At 69.2% G+C, this 26,798-nt stretch carries 23 protein-coding genes, 1 tRNA gene and 1 pseudogene; 12 read left to right on the top strand and 13 right to left on the bottom strand.

All coding sequences use genetic code 11. From position 1 onward, the window contains the following. Positions 1 to 30: 30 nt before the first annotated feature. Positions 31 to 957, bottom strand: a complete 927-nt coding sequence (locus F9C12_RS25790) for a TauD/TfdA dioxygenase family protein (protein WP_409462098.1) — start codon at positions 955 to 957, stop codon at positions 31 to 33. 325 nt (positions 958 to 1,282) lie between these two features. On the opposite strand from F9C12_RS25790, the gene F9C12_RS25785 reads away from it, so the two are divergent. Further along, positions 1,283 to 1,576 carry a hypothetical protein gene (locus F9C12_RS25785; RefSeq protein ID WP_409462097.1) on the top strand — a complete coding sequence of 98 codons (294 nt, stop codon included), beginning with the start codon at positions 1,283 to 1,285 and terminating at the stop codon, positions 1,574 to 1,576. Then, positions 1,576 to 2,145, top strand: coding sequence for a hypothetical protein (locus F9C12_RS25780; RefSeq protein WP_409184394.1), 570 nt, complete (start codon positions 1,576 to 1,578; stop codon positions 2,143 to 2,145). The genes F9C12_RS25785 and F9C12_RS25780 overlap by 1 nt, the downstream gene beginning before the upstream one ends. Here the strand turns inward: F9C12_RS25780 and F9C12_RS25775 are convergent. The 4 genes from F9C12_RS25775 to F9C12_RS25760 all read right to left on the bottom strand — a co-directional run bounded on the left by F9C12_RS25775 (position 2,142) and on the right by F9C12_RS25760 (position 4,248). Further along, positions 2,142 to 2,936 (bottom strand): SAM-dependent methyltransferase, encoded by a 795-nt coding sequence (locus F9C12_RS25775; protein WP_409462096.1) that lies wholly within the window; start codon positions 2,934 to 2,936, stop codon positions 2,142 to 2,144. The genes F9C12_RS25780 and F9C12_RS25775 overlap by 4 nt on opposite strands. A 235-nt stretch (positions 2,937 to 3,171) precedes the next feature. Further along, positions 3,172 to 3,258, bottom strand: a tRNA-Ser gene (locus F9C12_RS25770). 43 nt (positions 3,259 to 3,301) lie between these two features. Then, positions 3,302 to 3,742 (bottom strand): nucleoside deaminase, encoded by a 441-nt coding sequence (locus tag F9C12_RS25765; protein WP_409184392.1) that lies wholly within the window; start codon positions 3,740 to 3,742, stop codon positions 3,302 to 3,304. A gap of 23 nt (positions 3,743 to 3,765) precedes the next feature. Then, complete coding sequence (locus F9C12_RS25760) at positions 3,766 to 4,248, bottom strand: tRNA adenosine deaminase-associated protein (protein ID WP_037354362.1); 483 nt, start codon at positions 4,246 to 4,248, stop codon at positions 3,766 to 3,768. A gap of 76 nt (positions 4,249 to 4,324) precedes the next feature. Here F9C12_RS25760 and F9C12_RS25755 point away from each other — a divergent pair, with 76 nt between their 5' ends. Together F9C12_RS25755 and F9C12_RS25750 are read left to right on the top strand one after the other, a co-directional pair. Continuing rightward, entirely contained in the window at positions 4,325 to 5,554 is a 1,230-nt protein-coding gene (locus F9C12_RS25755; RefSeq protein ID WP_409184391.1) for a M20 family metallopeptidase, read from the top strand. A 170-nt stretch (positions 5,555 to 5,724) separates the two neighbouring features. Next, on the top strand, positions 5,725 to 6,627 hold the full coding sequence (locus tag F9C12_RS25750; protein ID WP_409184390.1) for a dihydrodipicolinate synthase family protein: 903 nt from the start codon (positions 5,725 to 5,727) through the stop codon (positions 6,625 to 6,627). Between the two features lie 4 nt (positions 6,628 to 6,631). Here the strand turns inward: F9C12_RS25750 and F9C12_RS25745 are convergent, their stop codons facing one another. Beyond that, a complete protein-coding gene (locus F9C12_RS25745; RefSeq protein WP_409184389.1) occupies positions 6,632 to 7,597 on the bottom strand; it encodes an RNA polymerase subunit sigma-70 in 966 nt (321 codons plus the stop codon). A 210-nt stretch (positions 7,598 to 7,807) separates the two neighbouring features. Here F9C12_RS25745 and lysA point away from each other — a divergent pair, with 210 nt between their 5' ends. Then, a complete protein-coding gene (lysA, locus tag F9C12_RS25740) occupies positions 7,808 to 9,142 on the top strand; it encodes a diaminopimelate decarboxylase (protein ID WP_409462095.1) in 1,335 nt (444 codons plus the stop codon). On the opposite strand, the gene F9C12_RS25735 is transcribed toward lysA, so the two are convergent. Then, positions 9,139 to 10,665 carry an APC family permease gene (locus F9C12_RS25735; protein ID WP_409462094.1) on the bottom strand — a complete coding sequence of 509 codons (1,527 nt, stop codon included), beginning with the start codon at positions 10,663 to 10,665 and terminating at the stop codon, positions 9,139 to 9,141. The genes lysA and F9C12_RS25735 overlap by 4 nt on opposite strands. Positions 10,666 to 10,856: 191 nt before the next feature. Between F9C12_RS25735 and F9C12_RS25730 the strand changes: the two genes are divergently transcribed. Next, the gene (locus tag F9C12_RS25730; protein ID WP_009084674.1) at positions 10,857 to 11,354 is read left to right on the top strand and encodes an Lrp/AsnC family transcriptional regulator; all 498 of its coding nucleotides are present in this window, start codon (positions 10,857 to 10,859) and stop codon (positions 11,352 to 11,354) included. 1,748 nt (positions 11,355 to 13,102) lie between these two features. Here the strand turns inward: F9C12_RS25730 and F9C12_RS25725 are convergent. Both F9C12_RS25725 and F9C12_RS25720 read right to left on the bottom strand, forming a co-directional pair. After that, positions 13,103 to 14,935, bottom strand: a complete 1,833-nt coding sequence (locus F9C12_RS25725) for a LamG-like jellyroll fold domain-containing protein (RefSeq protein WP_409462093.1) — start codon at positions 14,933 to 14,935, stop codon at positions 13,103 to 13,105. 123 nt (positions 14,936 to 15,058) lie between these two features. Further along, positions 15,059 to 15,532 (bottom strand): annotated as a pseudogene (locus F9C12_RS25720) (DUF6328 family protein); the annotation flags it as partial. A 1,371-nt stretch (positions 15,533 to 16,903) separates the two neighbouring features. On the opposite strand from F9C12_RS25720, the gene F9C12_RS25715 reads away from it, so the two are divergent. Next, entirely contained in the window at positions 16,904 to 17,491 is a 588-nt protein-coding gene (locus tag F9C12_RS25715) for a superoxide dismutase (RefSeq protein ID WP_409184384.1), read from the top strand. A 13-nt stretch (positions 17,492 to 17,504) separates the two neighbouring features. Here F9C12_RS25715 and F9C12_RS25710 read toward each other — a convergent pair whose 3' ends face one another. Together F9C12_RS25710 and F9C12_RS25705 are read right to left on the bottom strand one after the other, a co-directional pair. Then, complete coding sequence (locus tag F9C12_RS25710) at positions 17,505 to 17,906, bottom strand: TIGR03667 family PPOX class F420-dependent oxidoreductase (RefSeq protein WP_409462092.1); 402 nt, start codon at positions 17,904 to 17,906, stop codon at positions 17,505 to 17,507. A gap of 192 nt (positions 17,907 to 18,098) precedes the next feature. Further along, positions 18,099 to 19,517: a DUF2339 domain-containing protein gene (locus F9C12_RS25705; protein ID WP_409462091.1), complete on the bottom strand. Its 1,419-nt coding sequence runs from the start codon at positions 19,515 to 19,517 to the stop codon at positions 18,099 to 18,101. Positions 19,518 to 20,583: 1,066 nt separating this feature from the next. On the opposite strand from F9C12_RS25705, the gene dusB reads away from it, so the two are divergent. Together dusB and F9C12_RS25695 are read left to right on the top strand one after the other, a co-directional pair. Continuing rightward, on the top strand, positions 20,584 to 21,756 hold the full coding sequence (dusB, locus tag F9C12_RS25700) for a tRNA dihydrouridine synthase DusB (RefSeq protein ID WP_409462090.1): 1,173 nt from the start codon (positions 20,584 to 20,586) through the stop codon (positions 21,754 to 21,756). 400 nt (positions 21,757 to 22,156) lie between these two features. Continuing rightward, positions 22,157 to 22,549, top strand: coding sequence for a hypothetical protein (locus F9C12_RS25695; RefSeq protein WP_409462089.1), 393 nt, complete (start codon positions 22,157 to 22,159; stop codon positions 22,547 to 22,549). Between the two features lie 64 nt (positions 22,550 to 22,613). Here F9C12_RS25695 and F9C12_RS25690 read toward each other — a convergent pair whose 3' ends face one another. Continuing rightward, positions 22,614 to 23,033 (bottom strand): Hsp20/alpha crystallin family protein, encoded by a 420-nt coding sequence (locus tag F9C12_RS25690; protein ID WP_409462088.1) that lies wholly within the window; start codon positions 23,031 to 23,033, stop codon positions 22,614 to 22,616. Between the two features lie 164 nt (positions 23,034 to 23,197). On the opposite strand from F9C12_RS25690, the gene F9C12_RS25685 reads away from it, so the two are divergent. The 3 genes from F9C12_RS25685 (at position 23,198) to F9C12_RS25675 (ending at position 25,517) form a co-directional block, all read left to right on the top strand. Further along, a complete protein-coding gene (locus F9C12_RS25685) occupies positions 23,198 to 24,031 on the top strand; it encodes an alpha/beta fold hydrolase (protein WP_409184380.1) in 834 nt (277 codons plus the stop codon). Between the two features lie 148 nt (positions 24,032 to 24,179). Next, a complete protein-coding gene (gene idi / locus F9C12_RS25680; RefSeq protein ID WP_409462087.1) occupies positions 24,180 to 24,743 on the top strand; it encodes an isopentenyl-diphosphate Delta-isomerase in 564 nt (187 codons plus the stop codon). Between the two features lie 114 nt (positions 24,744 to 24,857). After that, on the top strand, positions 24,858 to 25,517 hold the full coding sequence (locus F9C12_RS25675) for a GGDEF domain-containing protein (protein WP_409462086.1): 660 nt from the start codon (positions 24,858 to 24,860) through the stop codon (positions 25,515 to 25,517). 543 nt (positions 25,518 to 26,060) lie between these two features. On the opposite strand, the gene F9C12_RS25670 is transcribed toward F9C12_RS25675, so the two are convergent. Continuing rightward, positions 26,061 to 26,522: a hypothetical protein gene (locus F9C12_RS25670; protein ID WP_409462085.1), complete on the bottom strand. Its 462-nt coding sequence runs from the start codon at positions 26,520 to 26,522 to the stop codon at positions 26,061 to 26,063. Positions 26,523 to 26,798: the final 276 nt, after the last annotated feature.

The following is a 26,798-nucleotide window of genomic DNA, read 5'->3' as shown; positions in this document are numbered from 1 at the left end:
CGGTTCTAACCGGGATCACCACTCACGAGGTCAGTACGGCCGATCCCCGACGATCGCGACGCGCTCGGCGACCCGGACGTGCGGGTGGTAGTCGTTGACCGCGTAGTGCTGGGTCGCTCGGTTGTCCCAGAAAGCCACCGAGTTCCGTTCCCAACGGAACCGCACCTGGAACTCCGGCGTGTGCGCCTGCAGGAACAAATACCGCAGCAGCCGGTCGCTTTCGGCGCGGTCGAGGCCGACGATGTGCGTGGTGAACGCCTGATTCACGAACAACGTCCGCCGTCCGGTCTCCGGATGGGTCCGCACCACCGGGTGCTCGACCGGCGGGTACGCGTCCTGCCAGCGGGCCAGCAGATCCGGGTCGGTGAACCGGTCGAAACCGGGGACGAAATCGTGCACCGCGGTGAGGCCGTCGATCCGTTGGCGGACGTCGGCGGGCAGGTTGTCGTAGGCGGCGGCCATGTCGGCCCACATCGTGTCGCCGCCGATCGGCGGGACCTCGACCAGCCGCAGCACCGAACCGAGCGCCGGATTCGGCCGCCAGGTGACGTCGGTGTGCCAGATGTTCTCGTATCCGGGCATCCCGGCGGTGCGGGTGAACCGCACGACCTGATCGGAGTCGCCTTGCGGGATGAACGGGTTGGTCTCCAGCTCGCCCCAGTTCGCGGCGAACGCGCGCTGCTGCTCCGAGGTGAGGTGCTGGTCGCGGAAGAACAGCACCTTCCACTCCAGCAGCGCGCGGTTCAGCTCGGCCCGCAGCCGAGGCGACACCGGCGCGCCGAGGTCCACTCCGGAGATTTCCGCGCCGATCACCCGGCCGAGCGGGTGAAGGGTGAAAAGCTCGTAGGGACGTTCTTCAACGCCGTCCGGAAGGCGGCGCAGCACGCGCGGACCCTCGAGGATTCCGTCGTCCGGAGTGATGGCCGAGCGCAGGCGGGCAGGCAGGTCTACCGACATGGAGGTACTCCCGGAAGAATAGGTGAATTCGGCTGTATCAGCGGAAAATCGCCTACGCGGGAGGGGAGCCGAGACGACCGCGACGCCTCAGGAGAGCGGCCACGCCCTCGCCGTCCGACCGCGCCGGGGCACGGCCGGCTTGCGGCACTACCCGGTTCTCTGGCATGACTCCAATTCTGGCGGGGTGCGGAGCGGCCGGTCAAGGATCTCCACGATGTGGAATCGTCGCACGCCCGGCCGAGTGACCCGGGTGGCCTCGATGGGGTTAGATCTCTCCAGAGGGTGGCGGACCGCGGTGCGCGCCCTCCCGGAAGCGGAGGTCCCGATGGCAGGTTCGACGAGCGAGCGGCTCAACGCCGCCGCGGACGCGCTCGATCGGGCGGCTGCCGACGCGGACCGCGCGGCGGGCCGGTTCTCCGAAGCCCGTCTCGAATCGACGCCGTGGGGGATTTCCGCGCCGGCGCGGGAAATCGCCGTCCGGTGGGAGGCCGCGCTCGCCGCGCGGGACGTCGACGCGCGCATCCTCGGCGACGCGACGTCCGATCTGGCCGGTCAGCTGCGGATGGCCGCCCGCGGCCACCACCAGCGCCCGACGATCGCGACGGCGCTGCTGAGTTGATGCCGTTCCTCCACCCGGCGCTGGACAACGCGGCCGCCGGGCTGGCTTCCTTGAGCGCCGCGGCCGCCGTGGTCGGCGCACCGGATCCGGTCACCGCGCTGCGTCAGATCGACTGTTCCCCGCAGGCGATCCGCGAATCGGCGCGCACGCTCTCCAGCGGCCGCGACGTTCTGGTGATGGCGCGGCTGGAGTTCGAACGCGGGGCGCACAGCGCGGAACGCAAATGGGGCGGCGAACCGGCCGCGCGCTTCCGGAGCAGCGCGGACGAGCTGGACGCGCACTACCGGCAGGCCGCGGAAGCCGCCGCGCGCACCGCGTCGGTCGGCTTGGACCTGGCGGAGCTGCTTGACCGGCTGGCGGATCAAACCGCGGCGCAGGTCATGCTGATCGCGGAAGGCGTGACCCCGGCGGCCGTCGCGCTGCTGGCGGGCGACCGCGCCGCGGAGCCGGCGGTGCGGGAGGCGTGCCGGACCATCGCGGAAGCGGTCGAGCGCGGCGTCGCGACCATAGGAGAGGCAACGACTTTCCTCGACGCGTTCGGAACCCCGGTGCTGCAGGAAGAGAATTAGCGAGTCGCGGTCACGAATCCGCCGCGCGTGTGCTCCACCGGCTCGCGTCCGTATCGGAGGGCAAGTTCCGCCACCGTAACGGTTTCCGGCCGCCAGCCGTGGTCGGCAAGCCATTCCGGAGCATCGCCGCCGAGACCGCCGCGCCACAGCGCCGTGACCTCGCCGCCGACTTCGCGCGCCCGTTCCAGCAACCCGTCCCGCTCGCCGTCCGGCCGGTGCTCGAACGAAATCCGGCTGCCCGGCGCGGACAACCCGGTAACCGCCGCGAGCAGCCGCTCCGCCTCCTCGCGGCTGAGGTAGACCAGCAGCCCCTCGGCAAGCCACACCGTCGGCTGCTCCGGGTCGAATCCCTTGTCGCGCAAGGCAGCGGCCCAGTCGTGCCGCAGATCCGCCGGAACCACCGTGCGCTCGCACCGGGGCCGCGCACGCCGCTCCGCCAGCACGGTCTCCTTGAACGCGAATACGTCCGGCAGATCGATCTCGAACACTCGCGCCCCGTCCGGCCAATCCAGCCGAAACGCCCGCGCGTCGAGCCCAGCCGCGAGCAGCACCGTCTGGGTCCCGCCGGACACGAAGTCGTCAAAGAACCGCGTGCGGATCGCGACCTGCTGCGCGAACACCATCCCCAGCTCGCGGTGATTCTCCCGGCCTTCGAAGATCGCCCGCCCGGCATGGAAGAACGCCCCCGCGTACGGATCCTCGAACAGCCGATCTGCCCGCCCGCTCTCAACCGCCCGAAGCCCAGCGACCCCAACCGCGGTCTTGCCAACCGCAGGAAGCTCTCCGCCCATAACCCCAAGCTACTGCGGAACCCTCCAACCCGAAGGCGACCACCCTCCGGGCGGCACCTGGGGGTTGCACCCCTGCGAAAACACCCCACCGGAACCCTCCAACCCAAAGGCGACCCCCCTCGGGGGGTCCGGGGGGCGAAGCCCCTCCGGGCGGGGCCTGGGGGTTGCACCCCCAGAAACACGGCGGGCGAGCCAGGCCGACGCTTTCCGTCGGCATGGCTCGCCCACTCGCACGCGGTGGCGGTGGGATTTGAACCCACGGACGGGATTAACCGTCACACGATTTCGAGTCGTGCTCCTTCGGCCGCTCGGACACGCCACCGCCGAGAACAATACCGGACCCCTTCCGCGGGATGCGGCGGGGGTTACTCGGCCACGGGGCGACGGTCCGCGAAGTACGTCTCGAGCAGGGCCGCGCACTCGTTTTCGAGCACTCCGCCGTGGACTTCCGGCCGGTGGTTGAGGCGGCGGTCGCGTACGACGTCCCACAGCGACGACACCGCGCCGGTCTTGGGCTCCCAGGCCCCGAACACCAGCCGCGCCACCCGGGCGAGCACGAGCGCGCCGGCGCACATCGTGCACGGCTCCAGCGTGACCGCGAGCGTGCAGCCCTCCAGCCGCCAGCCGTCGCCGAACTCTCGGGCCGCGGCGCGCAGCGCGAGGATCTCCGCGTGCGCGGTGGGGTCGGCCAGTTCGACGCGCGCGTTGCGGGCGGCGGCCAGCGGGCGCCCGTCGGGGTCGAAGACGACCGCGCCGATGGGCACGTCGGCACCGGGGGCGCGGGCCGCGTCGAGCGCGGCCCGCACGGCCTCGGTGTCGTCCGGCCGTCTCAGAGCTGGTCCAGCAGTTTCGAGAACTCGGCCTCGAAGCCGCACCGCTGGGCGATCATCTGGAGCTGTTCGTCCGGGTAGAGGTCGACCTCGCCGACGATCACCTCCAGTTCGCCGCCGGGCAGGCCGAGGTCGGCCAGGATTTCGAGGTCGCCTTCGGGCCAGACGGCGTCGTCGTCCTCGTCGGGCGGGTCGACCCGCAGCACGTCGAGGACGTCGGCCGCGATGTCGTAGTCGAGCGCCGCGGCGGCGTCCGACAGCAGTAGCGACGGTCCCCTCGGGCTTGGCCGGACGATCACGAAGAACTCGTCGTCGACGGCCAGCAAGCCGAACGCCGCCCCGGTCGACCGGAGTTTGCCCAGCTCGGTGATCGCCGCGTCGAGTTCTGTGAGCGCCGAGGAATCGAGCGCACTGCACCGCCACCGACCGTCTTCACGGACCACAGCTATCGCGAAGCCCGTGACCGGCTCTTGCACCGCCATGCGCACACCGTATTCCGCCTCGCTGGCGAACGCACGCACGGTGCGCCCGAAGCGTGCGAGGTGCCACTATCGAGCCATGACCGGACCCACCGACCTCCCCACCCTGCCCGGCAATCGGCACGCCGGGCTGCTCGACGCCGCGCGGCAGCTGCAGGACCGCACTGTCGAGCTTCGCCGCGCTGTGCACCGGCACCCCGAACAGGGGTTGCAGCTGCCGCGCACCCAGGCGGCCATCCGTGCCGCGCTGGCCGACCTGCCGATCGAACTCACCGACGGCCGCTCCACGACGTCGCTCACCGGCGTGCTGCGCGGGGCCCGTCCCGGACCGGCCGTGCTGCTGCGGGCGGACATGGACGCGCTGCCGCTGACCGAGGACACCGGCCTGGAGTTCTCGTCCGAGATCGAGGGGGCGATGCACGCCTGCGGGCACGACACGCACGTCGCGATGCTCGCTTCCGCCGCGCGGCTGCTGTCGGAGCGCGTGGACGACCTGGCGGGCTCGGTGGTGTTCATGTTCCAGCCGGGCGAGGAGGGCTTCCACGGCGCGCGGCACATGATTCACGAGGGAGTGCTCGACGCGGCCGGGACGCGCGTCACGCGAGCCTTCGGACTGCACACGATCGCCAACAGCCCGAGCGGCGTCCTGCAGGTGCGCGGCGGGCCGATGATGGCGTCGGCCGACGCGTTCAGCGTCGAGGTCACCGGCCGCGGCGGCCACGGTTCGGCCCCGCACGACGCCATCGACCCGGTCCCGGCCGCGGCCGCGATGGTCGGCGCGCTGCAGACGATGGTCACGCGCCGGATCAGCGTCTTCGACCCGGCGGTGGTCTCGGTGACCCGCATCCAGGCCGGGACGACGACGAACATCATCCCCGAGACGGCGGTGCTCGAGGGGACCATTCGCACACTGTCGGAGGCGACGCGCTCCTTCATCCGCGAGGAGCTGCCGAAGGTGTGCGAGGCGGTCGGAGCGGCACACGGCTGCCGCGTGTCGGCCGGAGTGGACCCGGGCTATCCGACGACGGTCAACGACCCCGCGGTCGCGGCTGAGGTGTTGTCGCTGGGTGCGGAGGTGCTGGGAGCTGAGAACGTCGAGGAGCTGGCCACGCCGATCATGGGCGCGGAGGACTTCTCGTATGTCCTGCAACGGGTTCCGGGCACGTTCGCGTTCATCGGAGCCCGCGAGCCGGGAGCGGACCCGGCGACGACCGAGGACAACCACTCGAACCGGGTGAAGTTCCACGAACCGGCGATGGCCGCCGGGGTGGCCATGTACACGGCGTTCGCACTCGACGCCCTGCGCTGAGTTTCCCGGCACACCCTCGCGCAGGGCGTGCCGGTCCGCTTTTTCGCCAGGTCAGCCTGCGCTCCGCGGTTGACCTGGGACACCTATCCCAAAGATCAGGACGACTGTCCTGGGCTGCCTCGTGTTACGCTCCGGTTGTCGAGACATCATATATCAGATCGGATCTGCTCGTGGCGTTCGAGAAACAGCGACAGCGGCTCGCCGGCGTGGTGGCCATCCCGGTGACCCCCTTCACCGCGGCCGGGGACGTGGACGCCGAGACGTACGAGCGGCTGGTCGAACGGCTCGTGCTGAGCGGTGTCGAGGTCGTGACGCCGAACGGCAACACCGGCGAGTTCTACGCGCTGGACGAGCAAGAAGCGCGACAGTGTCTCGAAGTCACCGCGAAGGCCGCGCGTGAGGCGAGCGTCCTCGCTGGCGTCGGCCATGACGTACGTACCGCCGTGAAGGCCGCGAAGCACGCGCGCGCCTCCGGCGCGGACATGGTGATGATCCATCAGCCCGTGCACCCGTACGTATCGCGCGAGGGCTGGATCGACTACCACCGCACTATCGCGAACGAAGTGCCCGAGCTCGGGGTTGTCCTGTACGTGCGCAACCCCGCCATCGAGGGTTCAGACCTGGCACAGCTCGCCGACGCCGCACCGAACGTGCTCGGCGTGAAGTACGCAGTGCCGGATCCAGTGCGCTTCCGCACCGTCGCGCGCGACGCGGGGTACGAGCGCTTCGTGTGGATCGCCGGTCTCGCGGAACTGTCCGCCCCTGGCTACTTCGCCGTCGGCGCGACGGGCTTCACCTCCGGCCTCGTGAACGTCGCGCCGCAGATCTCGCTCGACCTGTTCCGCCGTCTGCGTAACCACGACTTCGCCGGTGCGATGGAGATCTGGGACCGCATCCGTCCGTTCGAGGAGATGCGCGCCGCCCACGGCAACGCCAACAACGTCAGCGTGGTCAAGGACGCGCTCTCGCAACTCGGCCTGTGCCGTCCCGACGTACGGCCGCCGAGCAGGCTGCTGACGGCCGCCGAACGGGACCAGCTGTTCGCAATCCTGTCCTCGTGGGGGCTTTCGTAACGCGTCAGCCGAGCGTCGGCGGGAGGTCGAAAGCCGGGAAAACTTCCGGCGCGAAGGTGGTCACTTCAGCGACGCGTCCGCCATCCAGCCGGAGAGTCACCAGTCCGAAGGCCCGGAACTCTCCGACCGTGCGCGCGTACGTGGCGAGCGCAGGCAGACCATTCGCGCGCGTCTCCAGAAGGCGGAACTCGACCGCGTCGCCACCGCGCAACGCCGGTGCCCAGGCTTCGAGCACTGCGGCCCGCCCCGCGTACCACGTTGGTTCCGGACCCATATGCCCACCAGCGCCGGGAGCGTGGCTGCAACGGACGTCTTCGCGCAGCAGTTCAGCGAAGGCCGCTTCGTCGTGCTCTACGAGCGCCTTCACGTACTTCGCGACGACAGCGCGCTCCTCATCGCTGGCAGAAGCCGACGCCCATTCCGTACGTCGGGCAGGCAAGTGCTCCCGCAGCTGGGCACGCGCTCGCAGCACATTGCTGTTCACGGACGCAGGCGTCGTACCAAGCGCTGAAGCCGTTTCGCGCGCAGACCAGCCGAGTACGTCGCGAAGCACCAACGCAGCCCGCTGCCGCGGTGACAGGTGCTGGATGGCAGCGAGGAACGCCAACTCCACCGTCTCGAGCGCGACGACGACAGTGTCCGGCTGAAGCGCGCTGTCCGGCACAGGCTGCAGCCACGGCACCGCGACGTCGGGACGCGGCGCGAGGTCGGAGTCGGGCGTGACGGGCAGGTCGAGCGTCGGCAGCTCGCGCGGGTGCGCATCAAGGTGGTCCAGGCACGCGTTGGTCGCGATCCGGTACAGCCAGGCCCGCAAGCTCGCGCGCCCCGCGTACGTCGAACGGCTGCGCCATGCCCGCAGCAGAGTCTCCTGGACCAGGTCCTCGGCCTCGTCGAACGACCCCAGCATCCGGTAGCAGTGCACCCGCAGCTCGTGCCGGTACGGCTCGGTCTCGCTCGCGAAGTCGGTCATCTGTTCAACCATGTCCGATAAGACGGCGGATCGCCGCAAGACTCGGCAAAGCCCAGCTCAACCGGGGTGTGGCGGAGGTTACTCGTGCGTTAAGAACGCGTCAGCACGGCCGCCTGGACCGTCAGGGGGCCGTTTCCGGGTCGGTGCGGTGCGGGCTCGGCGCAGTGTGCTGGCGATGTTCGCCGCGATCGACATCGACCGGAGGTAACCGTGACGCTCAGCGAGCTGCTCCCGAGTCTCGGCTGCGAGGCCGCCGACCATCTTGAACCGGGGCTGTGGCCGCAAGGCACGAAGCTCGGCGAAGGCGGTGAATTGCTCTTCGCCGGCGCGCCGGTCAGCCACTTGGCCGCACGCTTCGGTACGCCCGCCTACCTTCTCGACGAGGAGCAGGTGCGCGAAACAGCCCGCGCGTACCGTCGCGCGCTTCCGGAGGCCGACGTCGCCTTCGCGAGCAAGGCGCTCTGTACGCGAGCAGTGTTGCGTTGGGTCGCTGAAGAAGGACTGTCGCTCGACACGTGCTCCGCAGGCGAGATCGCGGTCGCGCGCGCAGTCGGTTTCCCCGCGGAGCGCATTCTGTTGCACGGCAACGCGAAGACGCCCGAAGACCTGAAAGCCGCGCTGCAGTACGGAGTCGGCCGCATCGTCCTCGACTCTCTCGACGAAGTCGAGCAACTCGGCACCCTCGCCCACGGTGCACAACGCGTCCTCATCCGCGTCACGCCCGGCGTCAGCGGCGACACGCACGCTGCGATCACGACCGGCACTGAAGGACAGAAGTTCGGCTTCTCGCTCCGCCCCGACGTACGCGACAACGTCGACCGCGCGGTCGCAGCAGTTCTTTCGCAACCGAGCCTGCAACTGACCGGACTGCACTGCCACATCGGCTCGCAAGTGTCCCGAGTGGACCGTTACGAAGAAGCCGCACGACGGATGGTCGAAGTGCTCGTTCGCATCCGCGACCAGCACGGAATCACGTTGCGCGACTTAGATCTCGGCGGCGGCCACGCGGTGCCGTACGCCGACCGTGAAGCGTCCTTCGACCTCGACGGGTACGCACGACGCCTCCGCGTCGCACTGAGCTACGAATGCTCGTCGCGCGATTTCCCCTTGCCCCGCCTGACCATCGAGCCCGGTCGCGCGATCGTCGGACCGGCAGGCATCACCGTTTACCGCGTGTGCGCAGTAAAACGCGGCGCACGCACCTTCGTCGCTGTCGACGGCGGCATGAGCGACAACCCGCGCCCCGCGCTGTACGGCGCGCGCTACACCGCGCGTCTCGTCGGCCGTCGCACGAAGGCCGCGCGTACGCCGATGACAGTGGTCGGACGGCACTGCGAATCCGGCGACGTACTGGCGGACGTCTGCCTGCCGGACGACATCCACGTCGGCGATCTGCTGGCCGTACCGTGCACCGGCGCGTACCACCACTCGCTGGCGTCGAACTACAACCTCGTCGGCCGCCCACCGCTGGTCGGCGTCCGCGACGGACACGCGACGCTCCTCGTACGCCGCGAGACCGAAGAAGACCTGCTTCGCCGCTGCTAGCTTTCGATGGTCTGACCGTCGCGGGCAACGGCGCCGCGCGTCAGACGTCGCCCAGCGAAGAAGTCACGGCACGCGCGTTGCACAGCGAACATCAACGGGAAGCCGACAAGGATTGCTACGACCCCGATCACCGCGACGCCGCCGATGCCGAACACTGTGGTCTCTCCGGCGTCAGGCTTCGCGTACGCAATTGCCGCGAGCACCAGTACCGCCAGGAAGAACACGCCGCCCACGAAGGGCAGTAAGCCGCGAAGCACGAAGTTGCGCACGCTCGACAACAGCGTCCGGCGAAACACCCACACACACGCAAGCGCCGTCACAGTGAACTCGATCGCGATCGTGAGTCCGACCGCGTCGACCGAATCCGCGAGCACGTTCCGGCTCCACAACGCCAGCAGCACGTACAAGGCGAGCGACACCAACCCGAACGCCCAGGTGGTCACCGACGGCGTCTGGTACTTCGGATGCACGCGGCCGAACACCTTAGGCAGCGCGCCGTGGCTGGCCATCGACAACGTGGTGCGCGCGGCGGGCATGATCGTCGCCTGGCTCGTGGCCGCACCGCTGGTCAGCACCGACACGATCAGCAGTACCCCCATGACCTTGCCGAAGCCGGACGTCCCGAACACCGCGCCGCCCAGCCCGGCGAGTACGTCCTCGGCGTTCGCCTCGTTGGCCAGCCCGATCCCGTGCTCGCCGACGCCCGCGAACGCCAGCGAAGCGACGGTCACCAGCAGGTAGTTGAGCACCAGCAGCACGGTGGACAGAATCGCCGCCCGCCCCGGCGCGTGCCGCGGATCGGCCGATTCCTCGTTCACCGAAAGCGAACTCTCCCAGCCCCAGTAAATGAAGACCGCGAGCAGCACCGCCGACACTGCCGTCCCGACGCTGACCCCGCTCGGCCACAGCCAGTCCCACTGCGGCGTGGTCGCCTGCGGGCCTGCCGTGCCGCTATAGACGCGCGTAAGCGCGACGACGGAAAAGATCACCAGGACGGCGAGTTCGATGCCGAGGAGGATCCACTGCGCCCGCGCGGACACTTCGATGCCGCGGTAGCACAGCCAGCAGAGCCCGAGCAGCCACCCGCACCCGATGGCGGTCGTCACCGCGCGGTTGTTCGCGAGGTCGTCTAGACCAAACAGCAGCAGCGTGTACCGGCCGGTCAGCGCCGACTGACTGCTCATCACCAGCAGCTGCTCCACCAGGACGACCCAGCCGGTCATCCAGCCGACGCGGCTGCCGAACGCGCGGGTGGCCCACGTGAAGTTGGTGCCGCAATCGGGTTCGGCCGCGTTGAGTTCCCGGAAGGCGAAAGCGACGAACAGCACCGGGACGAACGACAGCAGCACGAACGCGGCGGCCTTGAACCCCGTCCCGGCGAGCACGATGAACCCGAGCGTCGCGGCGATCGAATACGCCGGCGCGGTCGACGACATCCCGATCACCGTCGAAGACACCATGCCCAGCGCGTTCGGACGGAGCCCCTTGGCCGGCACCACGGGCGCGGCGACGGCTTCGGTCATTGGAATATTCCTCCTCGGGATCGGCGGTTCGCGACCGTACCCGCTGTTTGCCCGAGCCAGAACGGGGGCGTGCGGGAGCGCACATGTCCGCCATCCGGAGAAGAAAACGGGAAAGGGTCTCCTGCTCTACGGCTCCTGCCGATACGCTGCGCGTCTGACGAATCACATGCCGAAACACAGGGAGGGACGGCATGGGTGACGAAAACCGTACGAAAATCGAGGAACCGCGTGCTCCGAGAGCGCTAGACGGGACAGACCGGACGCTCATCACGCTGTTACAGGAAGACGGCAGGGCGTCGTTCACCGCACTGGCCAAGGCGGTGGGTCTTTCGGAGGGCGCGGTGCGGCAGCGAGTACAACGGCTGCTGCGGGAGGAAATGGTGCAGATAGTCGCCGTGACCTCGCCGGAACACGTCGACCTGACCCGAAGGGCGATGGTCGGCATCACGGTGGACGGAGACGCCCGCGAAGTGGCCCAGCAACTGGCCAAGGTCGCCGACGTGCACCAGGTGGCCCTCTGCTCGGGCCGCTTCGACCTGCTGGCGGAACTGCTGTGCCGCGACGACGACCACCTCCTGTCCGTACTCGGCGACGAGGTACGGCCAATCGCGGGCGTCGTCTCGACGGAGCTGTTCGTGTACCTGAAGCTCGCGAAACAGGACTACTCGTGGGGAAGGCTCACCGCCTGACCCATGAGTACGGTTCACGGTTGGGCGCCCGGCTGGCGGGCACGGGCCGGGGTTCTCGGTGGGGCTCCCGGCCTGAAATGCCAGCTGAGCCACGGAGGGGCGCGGAGGGACCGGTTGCGTGGCTGGGTTCCTGGGTTGGTCTCGGTTCTGGGGGTCGCTCCGGTTCTTGGGTTGGCTCCGGTTCGCGGGCTGGCCCCGGTTCGCGGGCTGATCTCGGTTCGCGGGCTGGCCCCGGTTCGCGGGCTGATCTCGGTTCGCGGGCTGGCCTCGGTTCGCGGGCTGGCCTCGGTTCGCGGGCTGGCCTCGGTTCGCGGGCTGGCCTCGGTTCGCGGGCTGACCTGGGCTCCTCGGGCAATGCCCCATGGCGCGGTGGGCACGGTCCGCGGGCCAGCGCGGAGGGTCCGGACCGGTACCCGGCTGTGCCTCTGGCCGACTGGATCGGGCTGGCACCCGGCTCTGGCCGGGCCGACCCGGACCGGTACTCCGGCTCGGCTGGCTGGGCCAGATCAGGCTGGCCCCAGGTCTGGACCACTGGCCCCGCGGCCGGTGTCTCAGACCTCGAACGACCAGGTCCGGAGCTTGCCCAGACCGGAATCGGCCGGACTTCGGAACTCCGGTTCCAGCACCACGCCGGCCCCGGTTTCGGAACTCCGGCACGGCACCGGCACTGGTCGGGCACGGTTCCGGCGCAGCCATCCGTCCGACGCCAGCACCGACACCGATCCCGGCTCCACTGCTGCCCCAGCAACGACGCTGGCCAGCACGGGATTTCCACCCCAACCACCGCTCCAGCAACGACGCTGGCGGACACCGAACCGGCCTGATCGCTAGCTCCAGTAACGACGCTGGCCCAGCAACACGCCACCCGGCAACGGAGCGGGCCTAATCACCAGTTCCGGCAACGACGCCGCTCTGGCACCAGGCCCAGCTCGCCCTCGGTTCCAGCACCCGTGCTGACCCCGGCAACGAACTCCGACCCCATCGGCACCCAGCCGATCCGGGTTCAGCGAGTCCCCCGTCGGATCGGCATCAGTGCAGGTCCGGGCAACGAGTTCCACGGCCACGGCATCCGAGCTGGTCCCGGCGACGGGCACCAGCGAGCGCCACCGGCATCGGAGCTGGCCCCAGCAACGGGCGCCAACCCGAGCCACCGGCACCACGCTGGTCCCGGCGACAGGAACCAGCTAGAGCCACCGGCATCGGAGCTGGTCCCGGCGATGGCCACCAGCTCGAGCCACCGGCACCCGTGCCGCCCAGGCAACGGACTCCGGCCCACCACCGGTTCCGGCAACGGCACCGGCCCTGGTCCCGGAATCCCGGCCCAGCACCGCCGCTGGCCCGCCTCGGCCGCACACCGACGTTCCCTGCCCCAGTCCCCGGCACGGGAACGCTCGCCGATTCCCGCGTCTCCTCAACGCGGCCAGCCCCGGATCCCACTCACCGGCACAGCGCCGAACTCGGCGAACCGACCGCGGCCAGCACTCACCGCCACGCGAATTCGCGCCCCTTCCATACTACTTCAAGATGACTATTACACCCCTTCACCGATTAGACCGACTGGCCGAAGCCATCAGTTTCGCTAATACGCCCGAACGGCCGCACTAGTCGAATTTGCCCACCGCGCAGTCGCAATAGCGCGGGCGGCGATTCCGTATCGCCCTCCGCCGCCGAGCCGGTTCCGGCTCCAATCCCGGCCCGCGCCTTCCCCGATCCGCCCCGCGCAATTGCCGAGCAGCCAATCGGGCCGGTTATTCGCCCAGCAGAAATTCCCGCGGAGCCAGCGCCCGGTCGACCACGCGAGCCTCGCCGATCTCGCCGTAGAAACTGCGTTCCACCTTGCCCCGGTACGACGACGCGCCGACCAGCCAGCTGCCGCCCGGGTTGGCCAAGCCGATCGCCGGCGTCTTGGGATTGCGCAGCAGCGGGCAGCCGTCGACGTACAGGGTGCTGCGCCACCCATCGTTGACGACCGCGACGTGCCACCACTTCGCCAACGGCAGTTCGTGTCCCCAGTTGGTCGAAATTCCGTTCTGGTTCAACGGGAACACCGCCCACTGCAGCTCCGCGCCGTCCGAGACGCTGAACGTCGCTGCCGATTCGTTCGGGTCGTCGCCGGACTTCCCGGCCGCGCCGCCGTTGCCGAGGCGCGCGAAGAGGCCGCACCAGCCGTGGGTGCCGTCGCGGAAGTCTTCGGGCAGGCGGATGAACGCCTCGACGGTGTAGCCACGCTGGAAGGTCAGGCTGTTCATCGGCGCGCTGTCGACGGTCTGGAGGTACGCGCCGCGGTTAGGGTTGCGCGCGCCGTCGAAGCGAAGGCTCGCCCGCGACGGTTGGCGGGGCGAGAAGTCCGCCGAGTAAGTCAACGCGTCGGGCCCACTGCCCGGCACGGTCGCGCGGCGCAGGTCGTTGCCTCGGCCGGTGAGGTCCTTGATCAGCACGTTGTCCGGTACCGGAGTTCCCGCGCGACCGCCCTCGAACCGCCAGTACGCGACGGTGCCAGGTACGAGCTGCGGCTTCACCGGGCGAGCGGGCGGCACCGGAACGGGCGCGAACCCGGCGAACCGCTTGTCGAAGTCGATGTCGATGCTGAAGTAGTCGACGTCGGTGCTGCGCTCGGCCTCGATGCGCTCGAGTTCGCTGAGGTCGCGCCGGCCGTCGAGCCACGGCGAGAAGGTGCGGACGTCGATCACGCCGCGGGCGACGTCGAACTGGTACAGCCGGATCATGCCGCTGCCGCCGTAGTAGCGGTCCTGGTAGTTCGCGAGGTGCAGGTGCACGTCGTGGCCGGCGGCGTTGCGCTTCACCAGCCGGCTCGGTGGCCAGTAGTGACCGTTGAGGGTCAGGAAGATCTGGTCGCTTTCGTTGACGAACTCGTCCCAGACCTGCTGTCCGAAGTCCGACAGGAACGCCTTGCCCTGCTCGTCGGAGTTGACCAGCTCGTGGATCGTCAGGATGGCGGGCATCTTCGGGTGTTGCGCGAGGACCTGCTTCGCCCACGCGAATCCGCCCGCCGACGGACGCCAGTCCATCGCGAGCACCAGCCATTCCCGACCGGCGGCACGGAACACGTGGTAGGTGTTGTAGCCGTCCTTCGAGGAACCGCGGAACGTCGGCGAGTTCCGTTGCCGCTGCGGCCCGAACACGTCGAGGTACGGCGTCCGGCCGCGCTGGTCGTCGGTGCGGCCGTCGATGTCGTGGTTGCCCGCGAGCGTGCTGTACGGGAAGCGGAACCGGTCGAGCGCTTGGAACGACCGGCTGATGCCGGCGAACTCCCGCGCCTGCCCGTTCTGCGTGAGGTCGCCGAGGTGCGCGAGGAAGACAACGTTGTCGTCGTGCGCGTGCCGCAACACATACGCCAACGAGGCGTCCACCGGTGCCGAGTCGCCCCGGTCCTCGTCGAACAGGTACTGGGTGTCCGGCATGACCGCGATCGTGAACCGCGGGCTGTCACCGTCCGGCCGCCGAGCGACACCAGGATCGGCCGCGGCGATCCCGTTCAGACCAGGAAGCGCGGACACCGCCGCACCGGCACCGAGGATTCCGGCACCGCGCAGGAAGTTCCGCCGTGAAGAGTCAGTCACGAGCAGGAAGCTACGGGCCAGTCCCGACCGCTACGGCAACAATTGCCGACGGCTCGATGAACAGCACCACGGCACGGCGTTTCTGTCCGGTGCAGGACAACGGCAGCTCGGTACGGATGTCGCTCAGTGACCGTCGCGTCGCCTCTCGTCGCCGACAAGCATGCCCGGCACCGCAAACCACAACAGCCCGAACAGCAAGACCGCCATCCCGCCGACGAGCCCCATCGCCACCGGTCCGAACGAGACCTTCGCGATCAGCGCCACAGTCACCGTGATCGCCGCGGCAAGACACCCGAACCCCACAAGCACGACCCGGTTGCCGACCCGCAGGATCTGCTCCCGCCGCCCAGTACGGAACAGCATGCGGTGCCACGCCGCGGGCGCGATCAACAACGCCGTCGCCGCGACGGTAAGCAGCACGGCCAGCAGATGCAGCGTCTTCTCGAACCCGCTCGCGTCATGGAACCGACCCGTGAAGACGACCGACAGCAGGAAGCCGAAGAGGATCTGGACGCCCGCCTGCGCGACCCGCAACTCCTGCAACAACTCGCCGACGTTCCGCTGCAGCATCTGGTTCCGCGTCTCGCCGGTGTGCTCGACGTCGTCCCCAACCTCAGCCGACTCGCTGACCTGCGCCGGACCACTGACCTGCGCCGATTCACCGACTTCAGCCGTCCCGCTCGCCGCCGCCGATCCCTCGGGCCGCCCAGAGCCACTGCCCTCCGCTGACCCGCGGGCCGCTGATCCGCTGGCCGCCACTGTCCTGGGGATCGGCGCAGAGCCGCCGTCCTGCGCTGGCTCGCGGGCCCGCGCCGATCCGGTGGCCTGCACTCCTCCGCCAGGTTGTGCCGGTCCGGTGGGTCGCTCCGGGCCGCTGGCCTGCGCTGGCCTGTCGGCTCGCGCCCGATCACTAGCCTTTGCTGGCCCGTCGCCTTGCGACTCACCACTGGCTTGCGCCGGCCCGTCAGCTTGCGTCCGCCCACTGGCCCGCGCCGGCCCGTCGGCTTGCGTCCGCCCACTGGCCCGCGCCGGCCCGTCGGCTTGCGTCCGCCCACTGGCCCGCGCCGGCCCGTCGGCTTGCGACCGCCCACTGGCCCGCTCCGGTCCGGCGGCTTGCGCTCGCCCGCTGGCCTGCGCTGGCTCGTCGCCTTGCGTAGCTTCGCTGGCTTGAGGCAATCTGCGGCTCCGACCCGACCCGCCGGGTCCCGGCGATCCGGATGCCTGCGCCCGGCGGCCGGATTGCGCGGATTGCGCCGATCCGCCGCCGCCCGGCAGCCCGCCACCGTCTGGCCCGCCGCTCGGCAGCTCACCGCCGTCTGGTCCGCCACCCGCCAGGCCGCCACCGGATGGTCCGCCACCGGCCGATCCGCTACCGCTGGCCTGCCCACTGGCGTCCGCCGGCCCACCACTCTCCGACGCCCCACCGGCCTCGACCGGCCCGCCGGCACCTGCCGTTCCGTGGTCGTCCGCGCGACGGCCGTCAAACCCCATGGCTCCGTTCGGGTCGTCAGGCATGTCAGGCTCCACCGGTGCTCGCCGAAGCATCGCCGGGCAAGTCCGACGCTGCCACGCTGCCAAGTACCCAACGCGTCAACGCCCGAAAACTCACCAGACCACCCGGGCGACCCTCAGATCCGCCGCAACCGCGATCCGAGCCCCACCCGGCCCGTCAACCGCCCCTGCAAACCGAGCGCGCGCTGCAGACCGGACACGCCGAAACGCACCAACCACCGCAGAGCCGTTCCGCGCTCAGCACAGCGTTCGGCCCTCCCGCCCGACGTCCGGGCAGGGACCCGCAGCAGCGCCTCGTCTGACCCAGCCCACGGCTGAATCTGGCCGATCCCGACGCCGTCCAGCGCCCCATCGCACCTCACGCCCGCGCGGAAAGCCTTCCCGATGTCCGGGCGACCTCCACACGTTCGAGTGGAGAACATGGCACGGCGCGCGCCGACTGGTTAGAGAAGTTTCATGCGTTCCCTCCCTAAATTCCTTTCCGCGGCCCTCGCCGCCGGTCTCTCCGTCACGAGTCTCTCGGCCACCTCCGCCGCAGCGGCTCCGCGCACGGCCTCACCACTGCACTTCACCGCTGCCCACGGCACCTTCGCGGCATACACGCCCGGCAGCAAGGCCGTCACCTACCGTCCGGATCTGGTTCCCGCCGGAGCCAAGGCGCACGTCTCCGCCCTGTCCGGCAGCCGCATCGGCACCACAACCGTGCTGGTGATCAGCGGCCTCCTGCCGCAGCACGAATACGGTGCACACGCGCACGTGAACTCCTGCGGCGCCACCGGTGACGCCGCGGGCGGACACTTCCAGCACGTGCCGGACCCGGTGAAGCCATCGGTGGATCCGGCCTACGCTAACCCGCGCAACGAGATCTGGCTCGACTTCACCACCGACCGCTCAGGAATCGGTCATGCAACCTCCATGGTGAACTGGACATTCGACGGACGGCGGGCGAAGTCCGTGGTGATCCACGAAACCCACACCCACACCGACCCCGGGCACGCCGGAACCGCGGGTGGACGGCTGGCCTGCCTGGACGTCGGCTTCTGAATCCGGACCCGCCTCAGAATCCCCAGGACTTCTCCGGCACGATCCGGATCCGGACGGAGTAGTCGGCGTCGAAGGCCGCCGGGTCAGCGAACCCGATACCGGCGTAGTGCCGCTGGTATTTCGCTAAGTAACCGGGTGCTTCAGAGGCCTTGGCCTCGTCGATGTGCGCGCGTCCGTTGACGACGATGATGCTCCCGCCGTGTTCGTCGCTGTTCAGGTGGAAACTCACCTCCGGGTTGGCGGCGAGATGCCGGAGTTTGGCCGTGCCTGGCCGGCTGAAGACCACGATGTCCTCGCCGTCGAGCACGAACCAGACCGGCCGCGGCGCGGGGCGTCCGCTCGGAGTCACAGTGGTGAGCCAAGCGACGGATTCGCCCGCGCGGTCAATGAGTTTCGGGTCGTGGGTGTAGGTCATGATCGGATGCCTCCTCGGTAGGTTTCCCAGGTAACCACGAGCCACCGACAGTTCTGGCCCGGCGGCCGGCGCGACGGCCTTCGCGAGCCGTCTCCGGCCACTTTCCAGACAGCTAATTTTTGTTGCTATACAAGGAAAACCCCCGATCCGAGGTAAATCTCGATTCCCCGGATCGGGGGACTTCTCACAAACTCAGCGCGAGGCGACAACCCGCGCGTACCGGGCACCGGCAACAAGCAGGATCACCCCAGCGCCGAGGAACGCGCCCACGCGCGCCAACCCGTCCAGCGCGGCAAGGTCGAACAACACGAGCTTCGCCACCGCAGCGGCCACCAGCACCAGCCCAGTGATCCGCAACGCGACCACCTCGATCCCGCGCAGGAGAAGGACGAGTGCCACCACCGTCCACGAAACCGTGACGAGCGTGTGGCCGACCAGGAATCCGGCGCGACCAGGGATTACGAGCATGGACGCGGCCAGAACCAATCCAGCGGCACCGTAGAGCGCACACAATCCTGCGGGCAGCCAAGGCGCAAGGCTGGCCGATTTCACTACGTTGAGCCGAATCGCCGCCCACGGCAGGGCGATCGCCGCGGCGAGAAGAAGCGCAGCCGAGGCCAGCGCGGAAAGGAGCAGATCGCGTGGATGCCAATGCGGGAGCACCAACAGCGCCGGAGTCACCTCCGACCCGAGCGCGAACAGTCCGCCGATCACCGCGAAGGCGAGAGAACCGCCTAGCGCGAACCGGTTCCGAGTGAACTTCGCCGCGAAGGCAAGCACTACTGCTTCGCCAAGCAGGACAGCTCCGCCATCGACCTGCGTGACGGTCGCCTGCATCGCGGCGACGAGGCCAGCGATTCCAGCGACAGTACCGGAATTCCCCCGCACGATGGGCCAGGTCGCGATGAGCACAACCGCCGTTCCGCCCGTCAGAAGCACGGATTCCGGCCGGTTCAACACCAGCGCGGCAACCAAGATCGGCAATGGGGCAACAGCAAGGACAGACAGCGAGTACGGCTCATTATCGTTGCGTCGCAACGTAATCAGCGCTGCCGACGCGCTGACTACACCGGCGGCAATCGCTGCCCACACCGGCAGGGTCCGCAGCCCGACACCGATCAGCGCCGATGTCAAGGGAGGAATGGCTGCAGTAAACGAAAGTGGCCACCATGACCGACGGAGCTGGACAGGGACGGTCGCGATCTGGATCATGAGAAGGAACGTCACGAGTTCGTCGCTGAAGCCCCAGGTGATCAGGGGCGCGCACACACCGCATCCTCCCACCACGGCATTCGCCAAGAGAGAGGAATCCCATTTGACCGCAAGCAAAAGGCCGCCCACCGCGATCGCCAAGCCGACCGCGAGCCCGGCGGGAACCGGCAGGAAATCGTACAAGGAGGTGGCAGCGACAGTGTCGAGGTAGAGCGTCGCGATCCCAGTGGCGACAAGGGCGAACGCACCGGTGCGCGCAGCCGGTTTGCGGTGCAGCCAAGCACCCGCGCCGACAAGGATGCCACCGAACACCGCGCCAACTGCTATCCGCGGCAACGGACCGAGCCAGCCGCGCTGGATGGCCAGAATCAGCAGCAGGACGACCCCGAGCAGAGTCACCGCACCACCGATCCACGCCAGCAGCCGCGAACCGGCACCTTCACGGCTGAGCCGCTCCCGGAGTGTCGGAGGCGGGGTGTACAGCGTTGGGGCGTAAGGCCGTTGACCGTAAGGCGACTGGGCGAGGGGCGGTTGGCCGTACGGCGGCCGTGGGGCAGTTGCCTGCGGGGGTTCTTGGGCGGACTGGCCGGCCGCGAACTGACCGGCGGCGTGCGGTCCGTGGCCCGGATGGGCAGCGGACTGTCCGGCTGCGGCATGGTCCGCGGCGGGCTGGCCAGGTTCGGGTCGCGGCGTCGACGGGTGGGTCGTGCTGGCCATGGGCTGGGCGGAATACGGAGCTGCGTAAGGGTTGTACGGGTAGTAGCCCGGGTGGGGGTGGAACGTCGTCCCGTGCGCGGCCGAGTAGGCCGGGTACAGGTACGGGCCGGTGCCCTGCGCAGTTGGGTAGCCCTGGGCGGGTCCGTGGCCCGGAGCAGTCGGGTAGCCCTGCGCGGCAGGGTGACCAGGCGCGGGCGGCTGGACTGGTCCGGCAGCGCGGGCAGGCTCAGCGGCTTGGCCCGGCTCGGCGGGCTGGCCCGGGTCACCGAGACGACCGGGCTCGGCTGTCTGGCCCGGCTCAACGTTCTGGCCAGGTGCAGCAGCCTCGCTCGGCTCAGCGTCCTGGCCAAGTGCAGCGGCCTCGTTCGGCGTGGCGGAGAAGCTTTCCGCACCCGAGCGGTCGGAGCTGACGGGCTGAGCGGCGCCGGACGGGTAGCCCGGCCGCGACGCGTCCCCAGCCGACTCGTCGCTGCCCGGGTGGCCTGGTGCCGACTGGGAGGCCGGGTTGAGGGCGGGCGTCTCGTCGGGCTGGTCGGTGGCCAGCTCGGGCTGGGGACGCACCGCGCGGAGTTCGGCACCTACGTGGGTCAGGCGGCGGCCGAGGTCGTCCAGTTCGCCGGCCAGGCGGTGGAGCGTTGCAGCTTCCGTGGTCATACCGGACATCGTCGGCGAAACGGCACGATGATCGGATCCGTAGCACTACTCAACGCTGGACACGAGACGGTCTCGCGACCACGGACCTGCCCGGATGCGTGTGCCGTACGTCACGGGCGACAATGGAAGCGTGACTGCCACGTTGAGCGCGCCCACGTTGAAGATCGGCCCCTACCAGGTCGATCCTCCCGTCGTGCTCGCTCCGATGGCGGGGATCACCAACGTCGCGTTCCGGCAGCTCTGCCAGGAGTACGGCGCGGGCATCTACGTGTGCGAGATGATCACCGCCCGCGCGGTCGTCGAGCGGCACCCCGGCACCATGCACATGATGACCTTCGGCGAGCACGAAAACCCGAGGTCCATGCAGCTCTACGGGGTCGACCCGAAGACGATGGCCGAGGCCGTGCGGATCATCGTCGGCGAAGGGCTTGCCGACCACATCGATAGCAACTTCGGATGCCCGGTCGCGAAGGTCACGCGGAAGGGCGGCGGGGCGGCTCTGCCGTTCAAGCGGCGGCTGTTCGCGGACATCGTGCGCGAGTCGGCGAAGGCGGCGGCTGAGGGTGGCGTTCCGTTTACCGTTAAGTTCCGCGTCGGGATCGACGACGATCACCACACGTTCCTCGACGCCGGGCGCATTGCCGAAGCCGAGGGCGCGGCTGCCGTCAGCTTGCACGCGCGTACGGCCGCCCAGCGCTACTCCGGGCAAGCCGACTGGTCGAAGATCGCGGCGCTGAAAGAAGCCGTCACCAGCATCCCGGTGCTGGGCAACGGCGACATCTTCAGCGCGGACGACGCGCTCCGCATGGTCGCCGAGACCGGTTGCGACGGCGTGGTCGTCGGGCGCGGCTGCCTCGGTCGGCCGTGGTTGTTCGGCGAGCTCGAAGCCGCCTTCCAGGGGCGTGAAATTCCGGCGGGACCGAACCTCGGCGAAGTTGCGCGCGTCCTGCGGCGGCACACCGAGCTGCTCATCGAGCACGACGGCCACGACAAGGCCATGCGCGACATCCGCAAGCACATGGCCTGGTACCTGATGGGCTTCCCGGTCGGCTCCGAGCTGCGGCGCGGCTTCGCGATGGTGACGAGCCTGAACCAGCTGGACGACCTGATCGCGCAGCTGGACCACGACGCTCCGTTCCCGAGCGCCGCGACCGGTCCGCGCGGGCGGCAGGGGTCGCCGGGCAAGGTGACGCTCCCGCACGGGTGGCTCGACGACCCGGACGACGACTGCGTTCCCGAGGCCGAAGACATGCACTCCGGCGGCTGATCACCGGAGTTCGGCCGTCAGGCTGGACGGCCCAGATCGACCAAACACCGCTCGGTCATCCGGTATCTGCGGCAAAGGGCACGGACCGTGACCACCAGCTAAGAATCCGTCGTGACAAAGGGAATTCGCCGTCAGGGTCGCGACAGCGACCGCACATCGGCAACCCGCCGAACGCACGACCTGATCTACGCGAGTCTCAGCGACGCGCCCAACCCGCCACCACGAGAGGCTCGCTGCACAAACCCAGTCCGAGCAGGAGATTTGCCGTTTCCCGCCGCAGCCGTCGGCGGATCGCCTGGGCCATGGTCGCCATGTCCGCCATCGGCGTCGGGTTGTTCTCCGCCGCGACGTACCTGACCGGCGATCCGACGCTGAGCCGGATCCCGCGGTCGCTTGGCACTTGACGATCGTGCTGCACGCCCTGCCCGCGAGCCTGGTGCTGCTGATCGGACCGCTCCCATTCGCGGCGACGTTCTCGGTCGACGGCTTCTCCGCCCAAATCGCCTTCCACATCTTGGCCATCGCGTGGCTTTGCACGCTCTACCGCGGCTATACCTTCATCCGACAGAGCCAGATCCAGAGTTTCGCCGCGATCGTGCTCCATGGATTCCTCGGCATCGGCGCGGCAATGAAGGGCATCTTCCCGACGCCAAGCTTCGCCGACCTCTATTCGACCCAGCGCGTGGGGCTCGATCGCGGTCTGCGCGGAGTACTTCGTCCTCAACCGCACGATCGCACCCCTGATCCGCGAGCGCCCACCGGCGGAAAATCCACAGTTGACCTGCACAGATAGCAACTGTCCCCAGGTTATCCACAACCGGCTGTGGACAACCTGGGGACAAACTGGGGTCACGACCTCAGGCGTCGATCTCCTGAGGCGCGCCGCCGACGGTGATCTTGCGCGGCTGGGCCTTCTCGGCGACCGGGATGCGCAGCGTCAGCACGCCGTCGACGTAGTCCGCGGCGATGCGCGTGGTGTCGAGCGTGTCGCCGAGGAACAGCTGGCGCGAGAACTTTCCGCGCGGGCGCTCGGACACCTGCACCTGCGCGTCCTCGACCGCGACCGGCGTGCGCTCGGCGCGGACGGTGAGCACGTTGCGCTCGACGCTCACGTCAATGGAGTCGCGGGCGATCCCCGGGAGGTCGAACTGGACGACGTACTCGTCGCCGGCGCGGTAGGCGTCCATCGGGACGGAGCGCGGCGCGGGGCCCTGACCGCCGAAGAACTGCTGGGTCAGGCGGTCGAACTGGGCGAACGGGTCGGTGCGGATCAGCATGTCGAATCCCCTTTCGGACAACTGCGGCCAGCTGCTGGGGCGCTGACCAAGCCTTGCAAAGTTGCCAACGAGCGACTCAACTTATTTGTTCCCGTGTAGCTCAGATCACAGGGCTGGCGCGAGACCGGCCAAAACTGTCGGTGCCGGTCCGTAGAGTGCGTCTCGTGATCGACCAGCTGACCATCCCGACCGACGCGGGATCCTTCGACGCCATCGCCGCCGGCCCCGAAGACGGCCGCCCGGTACTGCTGCTGCACGGCTTTCCCCAGGCCGCCGTGGAGTGGGAGCACCAGGTGGCGACGCTCGGCGTGCTCGGCTACCGCGCGGTCGCGCCGGATCAGCGCGGTTATTCGCCGGACGTGCGGCCCGAACGCCCGGCCGAGTACGGCATCGCGACGCTGGTGTCCGACGTCCTGGCCATGGCCGACACGCTCGGCTGGAGCAAGTTCGACCTGGTCGGCCACGACTGGGGCGGCGCGGTCGCTTGGTGGACGGCCGACGAGCACCCGGAGCGGCTGCGCAGCCTCACCGTGGTCTCCACGCCGCACCCGGGCGCGCTCGCCGAGGCGATGCGGACGGACGAGGACCAGCACCTGCGGTCGGCGTATATGACGGAGTGGCGGCAGACGCCCGCGACCGAACGCCGAATGCTCGCCGACAACGCGAAGGCGTTGCGCGACATCTTCGACCGGCGCATCCCGCCGAGCAAGATCGACGAGTACGTGCAGCGGCTGTCCGAACCGGGTGCCCTCACCGCCGCGCTGAACTGGTACCGAGCCGGGCGTCCGGGCGGGAAAATCGGCAAGATTTCGGTGCCTGCGATGTACGTGTGGTCCACAGAGGACGTCGCGTTCGGATCCACGGCCGCGCTCGACACGGCGAACTGGTGCACCGGGCCGTACCGGTTCGAGATGCTGGAGGAGGTGTCGCACTGGGTAGCGGAAGAAGCGCCGGAGGCATTGACCTCGTTGATCGTCGAGCACCTCGGAAGCCGGTGACGGCGGGGGCTTCTCGCGCCGTCGTTCGGCTGGGTGTCCGGCGAGCTGCGGTTTCGAGCGTTGCGTGAAGATCCGACACTCGAATCGGGCGAAACGGCCACCCGGCTCGCGGTATCGGCCGGGTGGTGGGTGGTGTTCAGTATCCGGAGTGGACACCAGCACTGAAGCCGAAACCGAACGCGTCGTCTTCGTGACCGAGGACGGCATACCCACCGGGGAGACCGGGCCGAAACTCGCCAGCCATCACGCGGACACGCGGCTGCACCTCGCGTTCTCCTGCTATGTCCTGCGCCGTTCGGACAACGCCCTGCTGATCACCCAGCGCGCGCTGCACAAGAAGGTGTGGCCGGGGGTGTGGACCAACAGCGTGTGCGGGCATCCGGCTCCCGCTGAAGCGTTGGAGGCCGCAGTGCGCCGGCGGGCTTCGTACGAACTCGGGCTGCCCGCGCTCGAAGACCTCGAGTGCGTGCTGCCCACGTACCGCTACCGCACGCCGCCCTTCCAGGGGGTCGTGGAGAACGAGTTCTGCCCGGTGTTCGCCGCCTGGACGGACGTCGATCCGCGGCCGAATCCCGAAGAAGTGGGCGGCTGGCGATGGATTTCCTGGGCTGATTACACACAGTGGATCGAGGATCCGGGTACTGCCGCGAGTTACTGGGCTCGTGATCAATTCGCGCAGCTCAAGGACAAAAAGCCCTTCTCCGCGCTCTAAGCCCGGAACTGCGCTGCGTGACAACGGCGGAACTCCGTCGTCCACTTGAGCGAAATTCACCTTCGTCCGTACCGATCACTCAAGCCACCGCTCCTTTACGACGAAAACGATGGAGTGGCGGAGGTCAGAGTGTCGGCGGACGACGAACTCGGAACGGGGGAGACCGCGCCAGACCTGCTCTCGTTGCACGAGTCGATCGCGGACCTGTTCGCGACACGCGGCGATTGGCACCGGGCCTACCGGCACCTGCGCTCCGCGCTCGACATCGCGCGAGCGGGCAGCCTGCGCGATCCGCTCACTTCCAGCTACAACCGCCGGTACCTCGACCAGCGGCTGCCCGAACTGCCCGCCGCGGTGGCCGTCGCACTGGTCGACCTCGACCGGTTCAAGTCCGTGAACGATACGTACGGTCACCTTCTCGGCGACCGCGTCCTCTGCCGGGTCGCCGATCTCCTGCAGGAGGGGCTGCCCACCGATGCCTTCTGCGCACGGTACGGCGGCGAGGAATTCGCTCTCGTCCTGCCGGGAATCGATCACCGGGACGCAGTCCGGCTCGCCGATGCCGCGCGCCGTCGGGTCGCCCGTCATCCCTGGTCAGAACTCCGCCCGGGCCTGCGGGTGACGATCAGCGTCGGCCTCGCGCACGGCACCGGATCGGGACCGCGCCAGCTCCATCGGGCCGACAATCTCCTTTACGCCGCGAAGCGGGCCGGACGCAACAAGGTCGCTTTTCACGACCGCGAGACGGCTCAGGTAATTACGCACTCTGAGTAACGCACGGCTGCGATTACTCCATTCACTGAACCCGATCTTCACCTGTTCGTCCGCTTCAGTGCGCCTTAGGGCGACGCAAGGTGAAGAAATTCGCGGGAGGGTGTCGTCACGAACGGCGGGTATCCGTACGATAACGAAAAGCTCCCCCGGTACGACGAGTCCTGGGAGACCCGGCGAAGCCGCCGGGTGTTCAAAGGTAAGCCGCCCCAGCCAGGCGCCTGACGTGCGAGAGGAGACCGAGTGCCCGACGAGCGCACCACCCCAGGCACCGGTCGCCATTCCGACACCACCGCACGTCCCCGCGGCGGACGCCGCCGTTCGATGGACACTCACGGCGGCATCAGCGTGTCCGACGTGGTCGCACGGCACACGGGTGAGCGACCGGCCTTCGCCGACGATCCCGGCACGCGGCATGCGGAACCGGTGAGCCGGCTCGCGGAACCGGGCGCCCGGCGGGCAGAGCCGGGCCGTCGCCGCGCGGACCCCGAGCCGGGGCGACGGCGGGCGGAGCCGGACTCCGGTTTCCTGGGCGCGGGCGGCGGGTCATCGGTCGAGCCGGGTCGACTGCGGGGGGAGCCGGACTCCGGTTTCCTGGGCGCGGGCGGCGGTTCGCCGGTCGAGCCGGGCCGGCGGCGGGCGAATGGGCACGCCAACGGGGTCAGTCGGCACGCGGAGCCGGGAGACGGCGCGGAGCTGAGCGGCCTGGTGAACGGGTGGCACGGCGAGCCCGCGGAAGACGACGTCGCGGCCGGTGAACGCGCGAACGGGCACGTCAATGGGATCGGCGGTCGGCACGGTGGGCCAGCCGTCGGAGATTTCGGCCGACGAGCCAAGCGGCGCAGCGAGCTTGCGGACGATGACGCTGTATCGGACGACGGGCACGTCAACGGGGTCGGCAGTCGCCTCGGCGAACCAGCTGCAGGAGATATCGGCCGACGAGCCAAGCGGCGCAGCGAGCCTGCGGAAGAAGACGCCGCATCGGATGGCGGGGTCGGCAGTCGCCACGGTGAGCCAGCCGTAGGAGATATCGGCCGACGAGCCAAGCGGCGCGCCGAGCCCTCGGAAGGAGTTGGCAGTCGCCCCGGCGAGACGGCCGGAGACGTCAGCTCAGGGAGACGGGCCAAGCGCAGCAACGAGTCTGCAGAAGAGGTGCCCGCTGGCGGGTGGACGAACGGGGTTGGCAGCCGACATGGTGAGCCAGCCGGAAACGACGCTGATTCCGTCGGGAGACGAGCGAACGGGCGAGGTTACCGAACCGCTGGGATGGCGGAAGACGACGCT

It is taken from the genome of Amycolatopsis sp. GA6-003 (genome assembly GCF_046267895.1).
Taxonomy (GTDB): Bacteria; Actinomycetota; Actinomycetes; order Mycobacteriales; family Pseudonocardiaceae; genus Amycolatopsis.
Note: the sequence above shows the minus strand (reverse complement) of the source record. Positions and strands in the feature narration are given on the sequence as shown.